This is a genomic window from Natrinema sp. LN54 (assembly GCF_052439245.1).
Taxonomy (GTDB): domain Archaea; phylum Halobacteriota; class Halobacteria; order Halobacteriales; family Natrialbaceae; genus Natrinema; species Natrinema versiforme_A.
The window spans coordinates 148,027-162,560 of sequence record NZ_JBQVRP010000007.1; the positions used below are offsets into that span (position 1 = coordinate 148,027).

General features: G+C 65.2%; 18 protein-coding genes and 1 pseudogene. 8 read left to right on the top strand and 11 right to left on the bottom strand.

The features are described 5' to 3' along the window. Window positions 1-68: 68 nt before the first annotated feature. From ACT4ML_RS19310 to ACT4ML_RS19320, 3 genes are read right to left on the bottom strand one after another with little or no spacing between them, the layout of a single operon-like run. The gene (locus ACT4ML_RS19310; RefSeq protein WP_444722330.1) at window positions 69-1,103 is read right to left on the bottom strand and encodes an NAD(P)H-dependent flavin oxidoreductase; all 1,035 of its coding nucleotides are present in this window, start codon (window positions 1,101-1,103) and stop codon (window positions 69-71) included. Further along, on the bottom strand, window positions 1,100-1,645 hold the full coding sequence (gene moaC / locus ACT4ML_RS19315; RefSeq protein ID WP_444722331.1) for a cyclic pyranopterin monophosphate synthase MoaC: 546 nt from the start codon (window positions 1,643-1,645) through the stop codon (window positions 1,100-1,102). Before moaC ends, ACT4ML_RS19310 begins: the two co-directional genes overlap by 4 nt. After that, window positions 1,638-3,116: an NAD(P)H-hydrate dehydratase gene (locus ACT4ML_RS19320; RefSeq protein WP_444722332.1), complete on the bottom strand. Its 1,479-nt coding sequence runs from the start codon at window positions 3,114-3,116 to the stop codon at window positions 1,638-1,640. The genes moaC and ACT4ML_RS19320 overlap by 8 nt, the downstream gene beginning before the upstream one ends. Window positions 3,117-3,219: 103 nt before the next feature. On the opposite strand from ACT4ML_RS19320, the gene ACT4ML_RS19325 reads away from it, so the two are divergent. The 3 genes from ACT4ML_RS19325 to ACT4ML_RS19335 all read left to right on the top strand — a co-directional run bounded on the left by ACT4ML_RS19325 (window position 3,220) and on the right by ACT4ML_RS19335 (window position 4,447). Further along, the gene (locus ACT4ML_RS19325) at window positions 3,220-3,717 is read left to right on the top strand and encodes a hypothetical protein (RefSeq protein WP_444722333.1); all 498 of its coding nucleotides are present in this window, start codon (window positions 3,220-3,222) and stop codon (window positions 3,715-3,717) included. A gap of 120 nt (window positions 3,718-3,837) precedes the next feature. Then, window positions 3,838-4,146, top strand: a complete 309-nt coding sequence (locus tag ACT4ML_RS19330) for a hypothetical protein (protein WP_444722334.1) — start codon at window positions 3,838-3,840, stop codon at window positions 4,144-4,146. A 142-nt stretch (window positions 4,147-4,288) separates the two neighbouring features. Beyond that, the gene (locus tag ACT4ML_RS19335) at window positions 4,289-4,447 is read left to right on the top strand and encodes a hypothetical protein (RefSeq protein WP_444722335.1); all 159 of its coding nucleotides are present in this window, start codon (window positions 4,289-4,291) and stop codon (window positions 4,445-4,447) included. Between the two features lie 19 nt (window positions 4,448-4,466). Here ACT4ML_RS19335 and ACT4ML_RS19340 read toward each other — a convergent pair whose 3' ends face one another. After that, window positions 4,467-4,745, bottom strand: coding sequence for an acylphosphatase (locus ACT4ML_RS19340; RefSeq protein WP_444722336.1), 279 nt, complete (start codon window positions 4,743-4,745; stop codon window positions 4,467-4,469). 93 nt (window positions 4,746-4,838) lie between these two features. Between ACT4ML_RS19340 and ACT4ML_RS19345 the strand changes: the two genes are divergently transcribed. Both ACT4ML_RS19345 and ACT4ML_RS19350 read left to right on the top strand, forming a co-directional pair. Further along, window positions 4,839-5,858, top strand: coding sequence for an mRNA cleavage and polyadenylation specificity factor-like protein (locus tag ACT4ML_RS19345; RefSeq protein WP_444722337.1), 1,020 nt, complete (start codon window positions 4,839-4,841; stop codon window positions 5,856-5,858). Beyond that, the gene (locus ACT4ML_RS19350; protein WP_444722338.1) at window positions 5,858-6,103 is read left to right on the top strand and encodes a hypothetical protein; all 246 of its coding nucleotides are present in this window, start codon (window positions 5,858-5,860) and stop codon (window positions 6,101-6,103) included. The genes ACT4ML_RS19345 and ACT4ML_RS19350 overlap by 1 nt, the downstream gene beginning before the upstream one ends. A 25-nt stretch (window positions 6,104-6,128) precedes the next feature. On the opposite strand, the gene ACT4ML_RS19355 is transcribed toward ACT4ML_RS19350, so the two are convergent. Beyond that, window positions 6,129-6,446, bottom strand: coding sequence for a DUF3784 domain-containing protein (locus ACT4ML_RS19355; RefSeq protein ID WP_444722339.1), 318 nt, complete (start codon window positions 6,444-6,446; stop codon window positions 6,129-6,131). A gap of 63 nt (window positions 6,447-6,509) precedes the next feature. Beyond that, window positions 6,510-7,391, bottom strand: a complete 882-nt coding sequence (locus tag ACT4ML_RS19360) for a DNA-3-methyladenine glycosylase family protein (RefSeq protein WP_444722340.1) — start codon at window positions 7,389-7,391, stop codon at window positions 6,510-6,512. 143 nt (window positions 7,392-7,534) lie between these two features. On the opposite strand from ACT4ML_RS19360, the gene ACT4ML_RS19365 reads away from it, so the two are divergent. Beyond that, window positions 7,535-8,023 carry a DUF555 domain-containing protein gene (locus tag ACT4ML_RS19365; RefSeq protein ID WP_444722341.1) on the top strand — a complete coding sequence of 163 codons (489 nt, stop codon included), beginning with the start codon at window positions 7,535-7,537 and terminating at the stop codon, window positions 8,021-8,023. Window positions 8,024-8,181: 158 nt separating this feature from the next. On the opposite strand, the gene ACT4ML_RS19370 is transcribed toward ACT4ML_RS19365, so the two are convergent. From ACT4ML_RS19370 to ACT4ML_RS19385, 4 genes are all read right to left on the bottom strand, one after another. After that, window positions 8,182-8,418, bottom strand: coding sequence for a UPF0058 family protein (locus tag ACT4ML_RS19370; protein WP_006431330.1), 237 nt, complete (start codon window positions 8,416-8,418; stop codon window positions 8,182-8,184). Window positions 8,419-8,707: 289 nt separating this feature from the next. Further along, on the bottom strand, window positions 8,708-8,887 hold the full coding sequence (locus ACT4ML_RS19375) for a DUF7836 family putative zinc-binding protein (protein WP_444722342.1): 180 nt from the start codon (window positions 8,885-8,887) through the stop codon (window positions 8,708-8,710). A gap of 109 nt (window positions 8,888-8,996) precedes the next feature. Next, a complete protein-coding gene (locus ACT4ML_RS19380) occupies window positions 8,997-9,980 on the bottom strand; it encodes a transcription initiation factor IIB (protein ID WP_444722343.1) in 984 nt (327 codons plus the stop codon). Window positions 9,981-10,189: 209 nt separating this feature from the next. After that, complete coding sequence (locus tag ACT4ML_RS19385; protein WP_138244483.1) at window positions 10,190-10,477, bottom strand: DUF357 domain-containing protein; 288 nt, start codon at window positions 10,475-10,477, stop codon at window positions 10,190-10,192. A gap of 80 nt (window positions 10,478-10,557) precedes the next feature. Between ACT4ML_RS19385 and ACT4ML_RS19390 the strand changes: the two are divergent. Both ACT4ML_RS19390 and ACT4ML_RS19395 read left to right on the top strand, forming a co-directional pair. Beyond that, a pseudogene (locus ACT4ML_RS19390) lies at window positions 10,558-11,263 on the top strand (DUF389 domain-containing protein); the annotation flags it as partial. Window positions 11,264-11,344: 81 nt separating this feature from the next. Beyond that, window positions 11,345-12,670 carry an FAD-dependent oxidoreductase gene (locus ACT4ML_RS19395; protein ID WP_444722346.1) on the top strand — a complete coding sequence of 442 codons (1,326 nt, stop codon included), beginning with the start codon at window positions 11,345-11,347 and terminating at the stop codon, window positions 12,668-12,670. Window positions 12,671-13,229: 559 nt separating this feature from the next. Here ACT4ML_RS19395 and ACT4ML_RS19400 read toward each other — a convergent pair. Next, window positions 13,230-14,534, bottom strand: a 1,305-nt coding sequence (locus ACT4ML_RS19400) for a BGTF surface domain-containing protein (protein WP_444722344.1), incomplete at its 5' end; no start/stop codon positions are given.

Below are 14,534 nucleotides of genomic sequence, written 5' to 3' on the forward strand. Positions count from 1 at the left end.
GACGGCTCACTGTGAGCAAACAGCGCTTACCCGGCTCGAGTTCCCGCCTGCGCTGTGCTCTCCGGGGACTAACTCGGCAAGTTCGAAATCGCTGTCCGCGTCTCCGTGACGAGATCCTCGAGCAGCGCACCGGCCGGTCGCACCTCGTCGGTAAGGCCGACGCTCTGGCCGGCGAACAGCGCCATCTCACCGATCTCGCCATCGACGGCCGGCGTCGCGAGCGCCTCGTCGTAGCGTTCGATCGGCTCGCCGCGACCGTCACCGTCGTCGGTCCGCGCGACAACGTCGGTCTCGCCGGGCCGTTCCCCGGCGGGCGGCCGACCCTCGCGGTCCCAGCGCTCGAGCGTCTCGTTTCGCAACACGCGGTGTGGTGTTCCGGGCCAGCCCTTGTCGAAGAGGGTCGTGTACTCGGTTGCGGTCTCGTCGCTCTCGCGGAGTCGCCGCTGGTACTCGTCGTGGACGGCCGCCTCCTCGGTCGCGACGAACCGGGTACCGAGCCACGCGCCGTCGGCGCCGAGAGCCAGCACGGCTGCGATCCCGCGGCCGTCGGCGATCCCGCCGGCTGCGACGATCGGGACCTCGCCGCCTACCGTATCCGCGACGCGGGGGACGAGCGCCGTCGTCGCCACCTCGCTCTGGACGTGGCCGCCCGCCTCGAGGCCCTGCGTGACGATCGCGTCGACGCCGGCGTCGACGGCCGCGCGGGCCCCCTCGGCGCTGCCGACGGTCTGAGCGACGACCGCGTCCGCGTCGTGAATCCGATCGGCGTAGGGGGCGGCCTCGCCGAACGAGAGGGTGACGACATCGACGCCCGCCTCGAGAATTGTCTCGAGGTGCTCGTCGGTGTCGACGACCGTCGTCGCGTCGTCGAGGACGAGGTTGACCGCGAACGGCTCGTCGGTCCGCTCGCGCGTGTCGCGGATCACCCGGCGAGTCTCCTCGAGATCGCGCCACGTGACCGCGAGGTGGCCGAGCCCGCCGGCGTTCGAGACGGCGGCCGCGAGGTCGGGCGTCGTCGCGCTTCCGATCGGGGCCTGCACGATCGGGTACTCGATCCCGAGGGTCTCACAGAGCGGCGTCCGGAGCGCCGTCTCGCTGCTCATGCCTGCCGTTTTTCCTTATCGAGCACGCGGACGTTCTCGATGCCCGTCTCGGGGTATTGGCCGTCGTCGTCTTTCTCGACCGCTTTGACCATGTCCCAGACGACGTTCAGCCCGGTCGTCACGCCCTCGAGGGCCTCCATCTCGCAGCCCGTCTTGCCAGTCGTCTCGACGCCGACCCGCACCTCGATCCGGTCCTCGGCGAGCGAGAACTCGGTGTCGACGTTCGTGATCGGGATCTGGTGGCACATTGGGATCGTCTCCCACGTGTGCTTGACGGCCTGAATCGCGCCGATGCGAGCGGTCGCGAGCACGTCGCCTTTCCCGACCTCGTCCTCGCGAATCGCCTCGACGGTGGCGGGCCGGAGGCGAATCTCCCCGGCCGCGACCGCGCGGCGCTCGCTGTCGGGTTTGTCGCCGACATCGACCATCTGCACGTCGCCGGAATCGGTGGTGTGCGTGAGGTCGTCGGCCGCGCGTTCGCCCTCGCTCGCGTCGACCGCATCGGTGTCCGGCTCGTCGCGCGCGTCGTCGTTCTCACTCATCGGAACCACCCCACAGGGCCGCCGGAATCTCGTCCACCAGATCCGACGCGAGGAGCCCGTTCGTCTCGGTCTCGGCGAGTCGCTCGCCGGCGAGTCCGTTGACGTACGCGCCCGCTGCTGCCGCATCGAGGGGATCGGCGTGCTCGAGCAGTGCCGCGACGATGCCGGCGAGCGTGTCGCCGGTGCCGCCGACCTTCATGCCGGGGGCGCCGGCTCGGCTGATCCGGGTGCGCTCGCCGTCGGTCGCCACGTCGTCGACGCCCTTCGCGAGCACGACGTGACCCAAATCGGCCGCGAACGCCTCGATTTCGTCGACCGCGTCGCGGAGCGAGTCGACCTCCGGGCCGCCCATGCGGGCGAGTTCCCGGCGGTTGGGCGTACAGACCAGCGTCGCGTCCGTCTCGAGGTCGGGAACGACCTCGAGCGCGTCGGCGTCGACGACCGCCGGCCCGGTATAGGACTCGAGGAACGCGCGGGCTGCCTCGAGGGTCTCGTCGGCGGTGCCGAGACCCGGGCCGAGGACGACGATATCGTCGTGGCGCTCGGCCGTGTCGACGAGGCCGTCGACCTGCTCCGGGGTGAGCCGGTCGTGTTCGTAGGGCTGGACGATGAGGTCCTCGGCGTAGCCCTGGATCTCGCCGGCGACGGAGTCGGGCGCGGCGACGAAGGAGAGTTCCGTGCCGGCACGGAGCGCCGCCTGTGCGGCGAGTGCCGGCGCGCCGGTGTAGGGACCGCCACCGATGACGAACGCGCGGCCGTCGCGGCTATCGGGGCGAGCGAGGGCGACATCGCCGGGGCCGGCGAACCGCTCCGCGGCGGCCGGAATCCCGATGTCCGCGACCGTCACGTCGGCCGCGAGTTCCTCGAGTCCCGGCTTCGCGTCGTGGAAGGTGACGACGCGGTCGGCCTCGACGCCGTTCGCCGCGTGGTCGCCCGCGTCGGCGTCGAAGCCCGAGGGCACGTCGACCGCGACCACGGTGGCGTCGGCGTCGTTGATCGCGTCGGCCGCGGTCGCGGCGGGCTCTCGAAGGTCGCCGCTGATCCCCGTTCCGAGCATCGCGTCGACGATCACGTCCGCGTCGGGGAGGGCGAACTCGCTCGAGTCCGTGATCTCTCGCGTGTCGTACTCCGACTGCTCGAGGGCGTCCCAGTTCTCGCGGGCGATTTCCGTGCCGATGTTCGCGGCGCGCCCGAGCAGCAATGTGGTAACGTCGTACTCACGCCCGAGACGCGACGCGTCTCGGTCTGATGCCGAATGACGTTCGGCACCATCCAGGAAGCGAGCGGCGACGAACGCGTCCCCGCCGTTGTTCCCGCGGCCGGCGACGATGGCGACTCGAGCGCCGGGGTCGGCCGCCTCGCGGACCGCACGGGCGACGGCGTTTCCGCTCGATTCCATCAACTGCTTGCGCGGCACGCCCAGCGCCGCGGCGTTCGCGTCGACGGCGGCCATTCGCTCGCCTGTAATCATGCTCGAGGGTTCGACGGGCCGTCCGTTCAACGTTGCGGACCCCATCGGAAAACGCAACATCGTTAGGCGGCAGAGCCAATCCGATCGAGTCACTATCACCGCCGTGAACGTCTTCTGGCTCGACGAGGACCCGCGGCTCGCCGCGCGCTATCACTGCGACCAGCACGTCAACAAGCTGCTGCTCGAGGCCGCGCAGGTGCTGTGTACCGCGGCCCGCGAGAACGGCTACGAGGCGGACTTTCTCTACCAGCCGACCCACGTCGATCACCCCGTGACGAAGTGGGCGACGGAGTCGCGGGCGAACTGGCTCCGACTGCGGGACCACGCCGAGGCGCTCAACGCGGAGTTCGTCGAACGCTACGACAAAGAGGGTGACCACGCGAGTTGGGCGGTTATCGACCGCATCGACCCCGACGCCATCGCGTTTCCCGACGACGAGCCGACGCCGCGCCCGCAGACCATGCCCGACGAGTACAAACGGCCCGACGACCCGGTCGCCGCCTACCGCGCCTACTACGCCGGCGAGAAGGCCGACTGGGCGGAGTGGCAGTACACCGAGGAGCCGCCGTGGCTCGAGGCGTACTTGCCCCAGCCCGGGTGATTTTCTCGGTCGAACCGTGACGCTCTCGATCCCTCACGAAGCCAGTGGTAGCGGTATCGATCGGCATTGCTCTCGAGTACGGTATACTTATATGATATACGGTTGTCATCCGAGCCACCGATGTTTCCGCCGATCGCCGGTCGCGACTCGATCGTTACGGACAGTGTGAACCCCCTTACGCAGGCCTACCGGGACGTCGTCATCTATGGCGACGCCGACTCGGATGACATCCTCTACGAAGGGCCGATCGTCGTCCACGCCAACGGCTGGATCGAACTCGAGGGCGAGCGCCTGCTCTCGCCGCACGCGATCCACCACATCGATATCTACGACGACGAGCGCGGCGAGCGGAGTGGAGACGACGAAACCGACGGCAGGAGAAACGGAGACGGCGACGACGGCTATCGAACGAACCGGTTCAGCCCGTGAGAATCGGATCGACAATCGCTGCTCGAGTCGTCAGTTCCGTGGTTCCGCGCCCCGTGCGACGGTTACTCAATCACGATTGTTAGTTCGTAACTCCGAAACTATATTTCTGAATTCATAAATAGCCGCGGTTCGTAGGCGGATCATGGACGCACCGGAAGCCGACAGTACTCTCGAAACCGCTCCCGCTGACTACCCCGACCTGCCGCTCGAGCAGTCCGACCCCGAACTCTACCTGCCGGGGACGCCGACGGTCTCGTTCCTCGAATACGTCGATATCGCCGTTCGAACGCTGTTTCGCTGAGACGATTCGCGAGCGCGGATCAGTACCGAATTTCGAACCCCTCCGCTCCCTGTGGGTCTCCGTACTCGGCCTCGACGCTCTCGACCTCGGCCGCGGGGCTACCGGTGTGACACCACTCGATCAACTCCTCGACAGCGTCCTCGGGTCCCTCGAAGACCGCCTCGACGCGGCCGTCGTCTAAGTTCTTCACCCAGCCGTCGACGCCGGCCTCGCGGGCCGTGTCGCGAGTGTTCGCGCGGTAGTAGACGCCCTGTACCGTCCCCGAGACGAAGACGTGTGCGCGGATTCGCTCTGCCATGTGCGAGCCCTCGACCGCGACCGCCAAAAATCCGGCTCCGAGAGACCCGGTGGAAGCGACAACGGGAGGTGCCTCGAGCCCCTAGCCCTCCCAGTGACGATACGGCACCGAGACGGCATTCACTTCGAACGCGAGGGCGGGGAGCCGCGGGTCGTCGCCGACGCCCGGAGCGCCGTCGGCGCGGTCAACGTGGTGAGCCACGCCCACGCCGATCACACGTTCCGAACGACGCCCGAAACCGTCGTCTGCTCGGCCGAAACGGCGGCGATCGCCGAGGCCCGCACCGGCACCGGCTTCGAGTTCGTCGAGTCCGCGCCCGGTATCGACCTCATTCCCGCCGGCCACGTCGTCGGCTCCCGCGCGGCGATCATCAAGCTCCCGGACACCGCCGACGGCGGCCCCCGACGCTACTGCTACACCGGCGACTTCTCCACCCGCGATCGGTGCTACCTCGAGGGGTTCGACCCCCGTGCCGTCGATGCGGACGCGCTCATCATGGAGACTACCTATGGACTCCCGAAGTATCGGTTTCCGGCACAGGACGACCTCGAGGCCGCGATTACGGACTGGATACGTGACAACGACGACCGCCCGCTGTTCCTGTTCGGCTATTCGCTGGGTCGCTCACAGAAGCTCCAGTGGCTCGCCCGGGACGCGACCGGCGACGACGATCGCGAGATACTCGTCTCGGCGTCGATTCGCGACGTGAACGACGCCATCGAGACCGCGACGGAGGTCGACCTCGCGTTTCCGGGTCGGCGATACGACTCGCTCCGCGGGCTGACCGACGAAATCGTGATCCTCCCGTCGAATCAGGCGCGAGCCGACTGGGTCGAAACCGCCGTCGAGCGCGAGGACGGACTCAAGGCAGGCTTTTCGGGCTGGGCCGTCGACGACTCCTTCCGATACCGGGGGAACTACGATGTCACCTTCCCGCTGACCGATCACTGCGACTTCGACGAACTCGTCGCGACGGTGCGCGCGATCGACCCCGAGATCGTCTACACTACCCACGGCTCCGACGAGGAGTTCGCCGACACCCTCGCGACCGAATACGGCTACCGAGCACAGCCACTGAAGCGAAACCAAACGACGCTGGGTGAGTTCTGCTGATGGGAATCATCGACCGCTTCGAGGACGAGTACGTCGACGTCTCGAGCACCCGTGCATCGCTTCGGGAGCTACTCGAGTTGCTCGTCGGTGCGGTACTGTTCGTCGTCGGCGCGAGCGCGCTGACGTACTACCTGCTCGGCCAACGGATCGCGCTCTGGGTCGCGGGGATCCTCGTCGTGGTCTTCGCGATCACGCTCGTCTCGCAGGCCTACTGGGCCGTGGCCGGTCGCGACGATTACGAGTGAGACTCGAGCGTCGAGAATCCCGCGCTCACGTCGGCTCCTCGTAGCGGCGAGCGCCGACGATCATGCGGGCGGTGAGCGCGAGGACGCCGACGGCGAACGCGAGCCAGACCGCCTCGGTGCCCTCGAACGGCTCCGCGTATTCGACTACGGCAACCAGTAGGACGAGCGCCGCGACGTACAGCGTGTTAGTGCCGACGAAATCCGCCAGCCCCTCCTCGTCGGCGACCCGATCCGGATCGTAGCCCGCGATCAGTCGGACCATCCCGAACCACTTGATCAGGATCCCTAGTGCACCGATGAACCCCGCGGTTGCGAGGAGCGAGAGCAGTGATTCGGTGGCCATACGGGAATATTGACAATCCATTCACAAAATCGTTCCGCGGCGAGCCGCCCGGACCGACGGCCGTTACTTCCCGGTTCGAAGATGGTGGAAGACGTACGTCTGGGCGTAGCCGGCGTACTCGCCGCCCAGCCGTTCGCGGAGCGCTCGAGCGGTCGCGGCGTAGGACCCGCGGTCGCAGTCGGGAAAGTAGTCCTCGATCGCCGACTTGATCCACGTATCGAGCGGCACGGCCTCGTCGAACTCGAGCGAGAAGAGGAGCACGCAGTCGGCTACCTTGTCGCCAACGCCGACGAATTTGGTGAGGTACTCCCGCGCGGCTTCGTACTCGAGGTCGCGCGCGTCTTCCGGATGGGCTTCGCCGCTGGCGACCATCTCGGCGGTTCGGACGACGTAGGGGGCGCGGTAGCCGAGTCCCAACTCGCGCAGTTCCGCTTCGGTCGCCGTCGCGAGTTGCTCCGGTGTCGGGAACGCGTGATAGGTCTCCCCGTCGAAGACGATTTCGTCGCCGTACTCGCTGGCCAGTGTCTTCACCATCGTGTGAATGCGCCCGACTCGCATCTGGGCCGAGCAGATAAACGAGATCAGACAGCCAAAGGGCGGATCCCGAACGAGGCGCATCCCGCGGTGGGCCTCGTAGGCCTCGCGGAGCAGTTGGTCGTCCGGCCCGGCCGCAATTATCGCCTCGAGGTCGTCGTCGAGGCGCAACAGCCGGCGCACGATCGGTTCGGCGTCGGCCGTCGACTCCCACTCGAGGCGGCCGTCGCGGGTCCTGACGCGGATCACGTCCCCCTCGACGACGGTCGAGTACCACGCGCCGGGTGCGGGCGTCTCGCTGTACATCTCGCCGTCGTCGCGCCGCCAGAGGTAGCTCTGACCGCTCTCGAGCGTGCGATACAGGTCGAGTCCGCCGGCGAGGTCGTCAAGTGGGATCGTCCCCGTCTCCATTCGTTCGAGCCTTCGGGGGCGCGGGCTTTTGCCTTTCGAACTGCCCGGATGTCCCGTCGCGCGGTCGCGTTCCGGCGGCCGATGCAGTGCAGTCGTCCGTCGTCGGGCGAACCTTCTTACTGTAGGCCATACAACGTCTACGTATGGATTGCAGGGTTGTCGTCGAAGCTGCCGTGCCGGTATTCGACGTGGAAACGGAAGACGAGGCGATCCGTATCGCCATCTCGAAGACGGGCGAGATGTTGAACCCTGACCTCAATTATGTCGAGATCAACATGGGCGAGCGAACTTCCCCATCGGGGGAGGAGCTTCCGCCCGCGTTCATCGCGGCCGACGAAGCGCTCGTCGCGCTCGAGTTGGAGATGACCGTTTTCAACGTCGAGCGCGAGGAACACGCCTCGCGCATCGCGCGCAAAGAGATCGGCCAACGCCTCGAGAACATCCCGCTCGAGGTCACGCAGATCGACGTCCTCGAAGACGAGGAAGACGGCGAGGAGTCGGACGAAACAGACGAATCACCGGACGCCGAGCAGGCGGACGACCGGGCCGAGGCGGCGAGCGACTCGGATGCCGGGGCCGACGACGAGGACGACGAAGAAATCCTCCCCGAGTTCGAGGACCTCGTCGAGTAATCCGCGGCTGTCGACCCACGATCGGTCCCTGCTTGCCGTCTTCTGCTTTCGAGAACCCGACCCGCGATGAGTAACTGATCCCGTAGTCGATACGTCTCCATCCAGAAACGAGTCTCGCCAGTAGGGACTGTGATCGATCGGAGGATGCGACGAGTTGCTCAGTCCGCAGTGGCGGCGACTGCTTCCTGCTCCTCTTCCCGCATGTTCGTCGTAATTCCCTCGGCGATCGCAAAAACAGCGGCTTTGTGATCAGTTTTCGACTTGTGAATCGATGTCGGCCGGATCCCCTTCGACTCGTACTTCTCGAGGTCGATCTGGCAGTCGTTCCACTCTGCACACTGGTTCGATACTTCCGCCAGAAGGCCGTGAAGGTGAATGAGCTCCTGTTTCTTCATAACCATGCACTCCTACCCACTGCAGGGTTATATTATTATCTTGAGTCGCGTTAACACGAAACCCGTGTCGGCTGGCTGGTCTGTCACTGCTCGGGACGATTCGAATGCACTCCCTACGCGAGGAAAACCGCGGGATGACGCGTAGTTACTATTTTATTTATCGGCGTAATGAGTCCTTTCGTTCCAGTTTCCGATACGCAGATTCTGGAGAGTTAAAACGTTGCTACTGCTGGAACGATGGTCGTACACCTGACGTTTCGCCGAAAAGAAAATCGCCGCCAACAGCTGGCTACCCGAGCTGTTTCAGGGTCTGCAGATCGCGATCCGTCCGCATGAACTCGGCCGTCCGACGAGAGGCGTGACAGTTCGGACAGTGAAACATCTCGGCGGGCACGGGTAATTCGTCCGGAGAAACCTGCCAGTCTTTCGCACATTCTGGACACAACAGTTGGACGGTCGTTCTATCCATGTCACACACTTTCACATGAGCAGTGAAAAACGTTGCCGCAGTTCCGCTCGACCGAAAAGACCACCCGCGTTAGCGGGACGACAGATGACAGCCGCCGATGCCGACCGCTTTAGGCGGGCGCGGCAGTGTCCGAGGCCTCGAGCAGTTCCTTGTACCGGTTGCGGATGGTTACTTCGGAGATGCTCGCGACTTCGCTGACCTCGTTTTGGGTGACCTTCTCGTTGGTCAGGAGCGCGGCGGCGTAGACGGCGGCGGCCGCGAGGCCGACCGGCGATTTGCCGCTGTGGACGCCCTCTTGACGGGCCGACTCGAGCAGTTCGCGGGCCATACGCTCGGTCTCGTCCGAGAGATCGAGGTCGCTGACGAACCGCGGCACGTAGTGTTCGGGGTCGGCCGGCTTGACCTCGAGGCCGAGTTCCCGGATGATATAGCGGTACGTGCGGGTCAGCTCCATCTTCTCGACGCGGGAGACCGCCGAGATCTCGTCGAGGCTGCGCGGCGTGCCGGCCTGACGTGCGGCGGCGTACAGCGACGCGGTCGCGACGCCTTCGATCGATCGGCCCGGCAGCAGGTCCTCCTCGAGCGCGCGGCGGTAGATGACCGATGCGGTCTCGCGGACGTTCTCGGGAAGGCCGAGCGCGCTCGCCATTCGGTCAATCTCGCCGAGCGCCTGCTTGAGGTTGCGCTCCTTGGAGTCGCGGGTGCGGAAGCGCTCGTTCCACGTGCGGAGACGCTGCATCTTCTGGCGCTGGCGACTCGAGAGCGAGCGGCCGTAGGCGTCCTTGTCCTGCCAGCCGATGTTCGTCGAGAGGCCCTGGTCGTGCATCATGTTCGTCGTGGGCGCACCGACGCGGGACTTCTCGTCTTTCTCGGCGGCGTCGAAGGCTCGCCATTCGGGGCCGCGATCGATCTCGTCTTCCTCGACGACGAGTCCGCAGTCAGCACAGACGGTCTCGGCGTGCTCGTCGTCGGAGACCAGCCGACCGCCACACTCCGGACAGTGTTCCTGCTCGTCGGATACCGCTGTGGTCTCCTCCTCCTCCGTCTCGGTCTCTCGCTCGTTCGTATAGGTTCGGATGCTGGTGTCTGTCATGGTGTATCGGGTGGGTTACTCGGGGCTCCCGGGTGGGGTAACCAGAAGAAACCCGGTCGCCTCAGCTAACATAGAGTAAGGCCGTAATCCATATAAATGTTCCGCCTACTTTATAAACTAACCGCGAAAATTGGTATATATGTTCCGGTTACATGGTGATTAATCGTTTGGGATGGCAAGGCCCAGATTCACGTCGCTGAACCCGGACCCTACTCGACGGTGAAGAGATGACCCTCCGTCGGGACATCGAACAATCCGACGCGGGCACCGGCGTCAAGCCACGCGTGCCCGTACGAAAACGATGCCAGCGCGTTGACGAGGTCGTCCTGCTCTCGAAAGTGATTGCCGTCCTCGAGATAGGACGCGGCCATCTCGTAGCAGTCGGCAGCCGCCTCGGCCATCGGGGTCCCCTCGGGCGGCGCGATCGACGCCTCCTCGAGTGCCGCCGCGAGCAACTCGCCGTACCGGTTCGTCTTCTCCTCGAGATCAGCGCCCATGATCGTTCCTCGTCGCTCGGGCCCGTAAGTGCGTCGTCCGTAGTCGGCTGCCGGAGTAACTGCCACATACGTTTCATCCGTCCAGCGGTGCCGTTCCGTCGGCGATCGACATCACTGCCATCTCGCAGGTCCAGAATCGGATTTCGACGGGACTGCTCGCGCTCATCGTCGGCGTCTGTGCCGGGGCCGCGGGCGCGTTCGGTCTCGCGACGGCGATTCCCGTGTCGCTCGCGGGCGTGATGATCGCCGTTGCACTGATCCCCGCCGCGGCCGCGGTCGGTATCGGGCTGGCGTGGAGCCACGCGACCGTCGCCATCGGTACCTTCGTCCTAGTCGCCGTCAACGCCGCGTCGATCCTATTATCGGGACTCGCCGTCTTCTGGTACCTCGGCTACCGGCCGGCGGACTGGACGATGGGGACGCTCCGCGGAAACGTCTCCCGAGACCGGATCGGAACCCTCGCCGTCGTGTTCGTCCTCGGCGCCGTCGTTACCGCCGGTGCCGGCGTCGTCCTCGGCCACCACGTCGCGTTCGAGAACGATCAACGACGAGGTCAGAACCGTCCTGGACGACGAGTATACCCGCCTCGAGCTAGTCGAGGTCCGAACCGAGTTCAACGACGGGGGCGTCGTCAGCGACGAGACGAGCGTGACAGTCGTCGTCCAGCGGCCCGCCGACCACCCGTATCCCAGCCTCGTCGACCGACTCGAGACGGCCCTCGAGGCGCGAACCGATCGAGAGATGACGGTCTCCATCGAGTTCGTCGACGGTGCGACATCGGCGGACGAGGACCCACAGCCGTCGTCACAAGAGGGGGCGATTGCTGAGAGCGCAAGGGGTTTAGGCGCTCTATCCATACCTTGTTACATGAGCGACCAGCCACGCGTCGAGATTTATACGAAGACTGACTGCCCGTATTGCGAGAAGGCCAAGGACCTCTTCGACAGCAAGGGAATCGAGTACGAGACGTACAACGTCACCGACGACGACGATCTCTTCGAGGAGATGGTCGAGCGTGCGGACGGCCGAAAGACCGCCCCCGAAGTATTCATCGACGACGAACTGATCGGCGGCTGGGACGACACCAGCGCGCTCAACGAGACCGGCGAACTCGACGAGAAACTCGGCATCGCAAGCGACGACGATGACGAGGTCGTCGAACACCGCAAACTCATCATCGCCGGCACCGGCATCGCCGGGCTGACCGCCGCGATCTACGCCGGCCGCTCGAACAACGAGCCGCTGGTCATCGAGGGCGACGAACCCGGCGGCCAGCTCACCCTGACCACCGACGTCGCCAACTACCCCGGCTTCCCCGAGGGTATCGGCGGCCCGGAACTGGTCAACAACATGAAAGAGCAGGCCAAACAGTTCGGTGCCGACCTGAAAAACGGCATCATCGAGTCCGTCGATGACTCGAGCCGTCCCTTCCGCGTCGAGATGAAAGACGGCGACGTCTACACCGCCGACGCCGTCATCGCCGCCTCGGGTGCCAGCGCCCGCACGCTCGAGATTCCCGGCGAGGACGAACTCATGGGCTACGGCCTCTCGACGTGTGCGACCTGTGACGGCGCGTTCTTCCGCGGCGAGGACATGCTCGTCGTCGGCGGCGGCGACGCCGCCATGGAGGAGGCCACCTTCCTCACGAAGTTCGCCGACACCGTCTACATCGCCCACCGCCGCGAGGAGTTCCGCGCGGAGGACTACTGGGTCGACCGCGTCGAGGAGAAGGTCGAAGACGGTGACATCGAGATCATGAAAAACACCGAACTGATCGAGATCCACGGCTCCCAAGAGGAGGGCGTCGACCACGTCACCCTCGTCGAGAACGACAAGGGCCACCCCACCGACCGCCTCGAGGACCCCGAAACCGAGGAGTTCGACTTCGACGTGGGAGCCGTCTTCTTCGCCATCGGCCACACGCCCAACACCGACTACCTCGAGGGCACCGGCGTCGAGACCGACGCCGACGGCTACCTGAAGACCAAAGGCGGCGAGGGCGGCGGCCAGACCGAAACCCACGTCCCCGGCATCTTCGGTGCCGGCGACGTCGTCGACTACCACTACCAGCAGGCCGTCACCGCCGCCGGCATGGGCTCGAAGGCCGCACTCGACGCCGACGAGTACCTCGAGGACCTCGAGCGAGCCGACTCGAGCATCGAAGAGGTCGAACCGGCCGCGGCGGACGACTGATCGGTTTCAGCGGTTGCGCAGCGGTTTGTCTCTCTGACTGAACCGGGTCTCGATCTTTGGCGCGACGCATCGTTTTGTCTTCTCGAGTCACACCGGCAGAGCTGCATAGTCTGGCACAGTGATGCCGGACCTGTAATCGACTCGTTGCCTCGAGGCGAGCGTGAAATCGCACGGAAGGCGTCAGTCTCGAGCGCATCGGAACGTGCTGTCGCATCGGCGGCGTTGGCCCGGTCCTGTTCCTCGAGACAGCTCAAACGCGATCAGCTCGAGCGTGTTCGATCAACTGGTCTGTGAGCGACCAGCGTCATTTCGGACTTGTACCGGTCGACAATAGGTGGGAAGACGTCTCTTCAAACGAAGTGGTGGCTGTCAGTGTCTCGAGCGCAACGCAGGTGTCCCCGATGACCCGTCGGTTCTCGTAGACGAGCGGAGACAGTCGCGGCTATCCCTGTGTCGTTGTATCGACTCGAGACGATCTACACCTGTCGCTGGTGGTGTAGTGTGCGATAAAAGAAAACTGCGGAAGTTAAGGCCGGCGTGAGCCGGTAGTTCTTACAGCTTAGTTCTGGCGGCGGAGTGCCAGCATGGCAGCGCCGAGCAGAGCGACGAGGGCGACGCCGACACCGAAGCCGGGCGTACCGTCGTCTTCGCCGTCATCGGAACCGGAGTCGTCCGAGCCGGAGTCGTCCGAGCCGGAGTCACCGGAGCTGTCCGAGCCGGAGTCCGATTCGTTACCGGAGTCGTCCGAGCCGGAGTCTTCGACAACGCTGAGAGTGCCGCTTTCGGTGGTGTCACCGTAGGTGACCTCCCAGTCGATGTCAGCGGTTGCGCTCGTGTTGAAGTCGTAGCTCTCCTCGAAGGAGTCGCCGCTAGCGACTTCGAGTTCCTGCTCGTCGACGACTTCACCGTCGATGGTGACGGTGTAGTCTTCGACGGACGGCGCTTCACCGTCGTTGGAGATGGTCACACCGAGTGCGGCCTTCTCGTCAACGGTGACTTCTTCGGGTGCGCTGGCGTCAACGTCGACGATCGCGTCGCCAGCGTCGACGAGTTCGGCGTCGAGTTCGTCGCTCTCGCCGCCGTCTTCGGTTGCGGTGAGTTCGACTTCGGTGCCGGCCTCGTGGCCGCTGAAGTCGAAGTTAGCGCTGTAGGTGCGGTCTGCGGTGACTTCCGTGTCGGGGTCGAGAACGAAGTTACCGGAGGAGACCGCGCGGACGGTCACTTCCGTGCCGGGTGCAACGTTCGTGTCGCCGCCGACAGTCGCGTTAGCCGAGTTCGGAAGTTGTTCGTGACGGTCGTCGATCGAGATCTCACGCTCTTCGAGCGTGAACTCGCCTTCGACTTCCGTACCCTCGTCCTCGTCGACGAAGACACTGTCGTCAGAGAACTTCAGCGTCCAGTCGTAGCTCGAGTCTGCCTCGAGTGCACGGGTCTGGAAGTCACTAGCATCAGCGCCGTAGTCTGCATCATCCAGACTACCGAACTGTTCGTACGGGACCTTGAGGATCAGCTGGTCGCCCTCGTAGTCGTCACCGTTGACGACCTTGAAGTCGAGCGCGTACTCGTCGCCAGCGTCAGAGGAACTACCGTAGTCCCCGGTCAGGACACTGTTGTTCCAGACGCGGTCGGGGGAGTTAGCCGGCACGTCCTGCTGTTCCATTTCGAGGTAGACACCGTTCTCGGCGAGGAGTTCGCCAACAGGGGCGTCGTCACCGGAATCTGCGAGCATGCCGGTCGCGCCGTAGTCGTCGAGGGTGACCAGGAAGTGGTCCTCCTCTGCGACGACGTTCGATTCGGTGACCGTCGTGTCCTCGAAGTCTTCGAGGCTGCTCATGCTGTCGCCACCCGGTGCCGTGTGGGTTGC

Bases quoted from the DNA above. Each gene is read 5' to 3' on its own strand.
- ACT4ML_RS19355 (WP_444722339.1), bottom strand. From the start codon at position 6,446: ATGGCCACCGAATCACTGCTCTCGCTCCTCGCAACCGCGGGGTTCATC.
- ACT4ML_RS19330 (WP_444722334.1), top strand. From the start codon at position 3,838: ATGTTTCCGCCGATCGCCGGTCGCGACTCGATCGTTACGGACAGTGTG.
- moaC (WP_444722331.1), bottom strand. From the start codon at position 1,645: ATGAGTGAGAACGACGACGCGCGCGACGAGCCGGACACCGATGCGGTC.
- ACT4ML_RS19340 (WP_444722336.1), bottom strand. From the start codon at position 4,745: ATGGCAGAGCGAATCCGCGCACACGTCTTCGTCTCGGGGACGGTACAG.
- ACT4ML_RS19320 (WP_444722332.1), bottom strand. From the start codon at position 3,116: ATGATTACAGGCGAGCGAATGGCCGCCGTCGACGCGAACGCCGCGGCG.
- ACT4ML_RS19385 (WP_138244483.1), bottom strand. From the start codon at position 10,477: ATGGGCGCTGATCTCGAGGAGAAGACGAACCGGTACGGCGAGTTGCTC.
- ACT4ML_RS19370 (WP_006431330.1), bottom strand. From the start codon at position 8,418: ATGAAGAAACAGGAGCTCATTCACCTTCACGGCCTTCTGGCGGAAGTA.
- ACT4ML_RS19375 (WP_444722342.1), bottom strand. From the start codon at position 8,887: ATGGATAGAACGACCGTCCAACTGTTGTGTCCAGAATGTGCGAAAGAC.
- ACT4ML_RS19350 (WP_444722338.1), top strand. From the start codon at position 5,858: ATGGGAATCATCGACCGCTTCGAGGACGAGTACGTCGACGTCTCGAGC.
- ACT4ML_RS19335 (WP_444722335.1), top strand. From the start codon at position 4,289: ATGGACGCACCGGAAGCCGACAGTACTCTCGAAACCGCTCCCGCTGAC.
- ACT4ML_RS19310 (WP_444722330.1), bottom strand. From the start codon at position 1,103: ATGAGCAGCGAGACGGCGCTCCGGACGCCGCTCTGTGAGACCCTCGGG.
- ACT4ML_RS19395 (WP_444722346.1), top strand. From the start codon at position 11,345: ATGAGCGACCAGCCACGCGTCGAGATTTATACGAAGACTGACTGCCCG.
- ACT4ML_RS19380 (WP_444722343.1), bottom strand. From the start codon at position 9,980: ATGACAGACACCAGCATCCGAACCTATACGAACGAGCGAGAGACCGAG.
- ACT4ML_RS19360 (WP_444722340.1), bottom strand. From the start codon at position 7,391: ATGGAGACGGGGACGATCCCACTTGACGACCTCGCCGGCGGACTCGAC.
- ACT4ML_RS19365 (WP_444722341.1), top strand. From the start codon at position 7,535: ATGGATTGCAGGGTTGTCGTCGAAGCTGCCGTGCCGGTATTCGACGTG.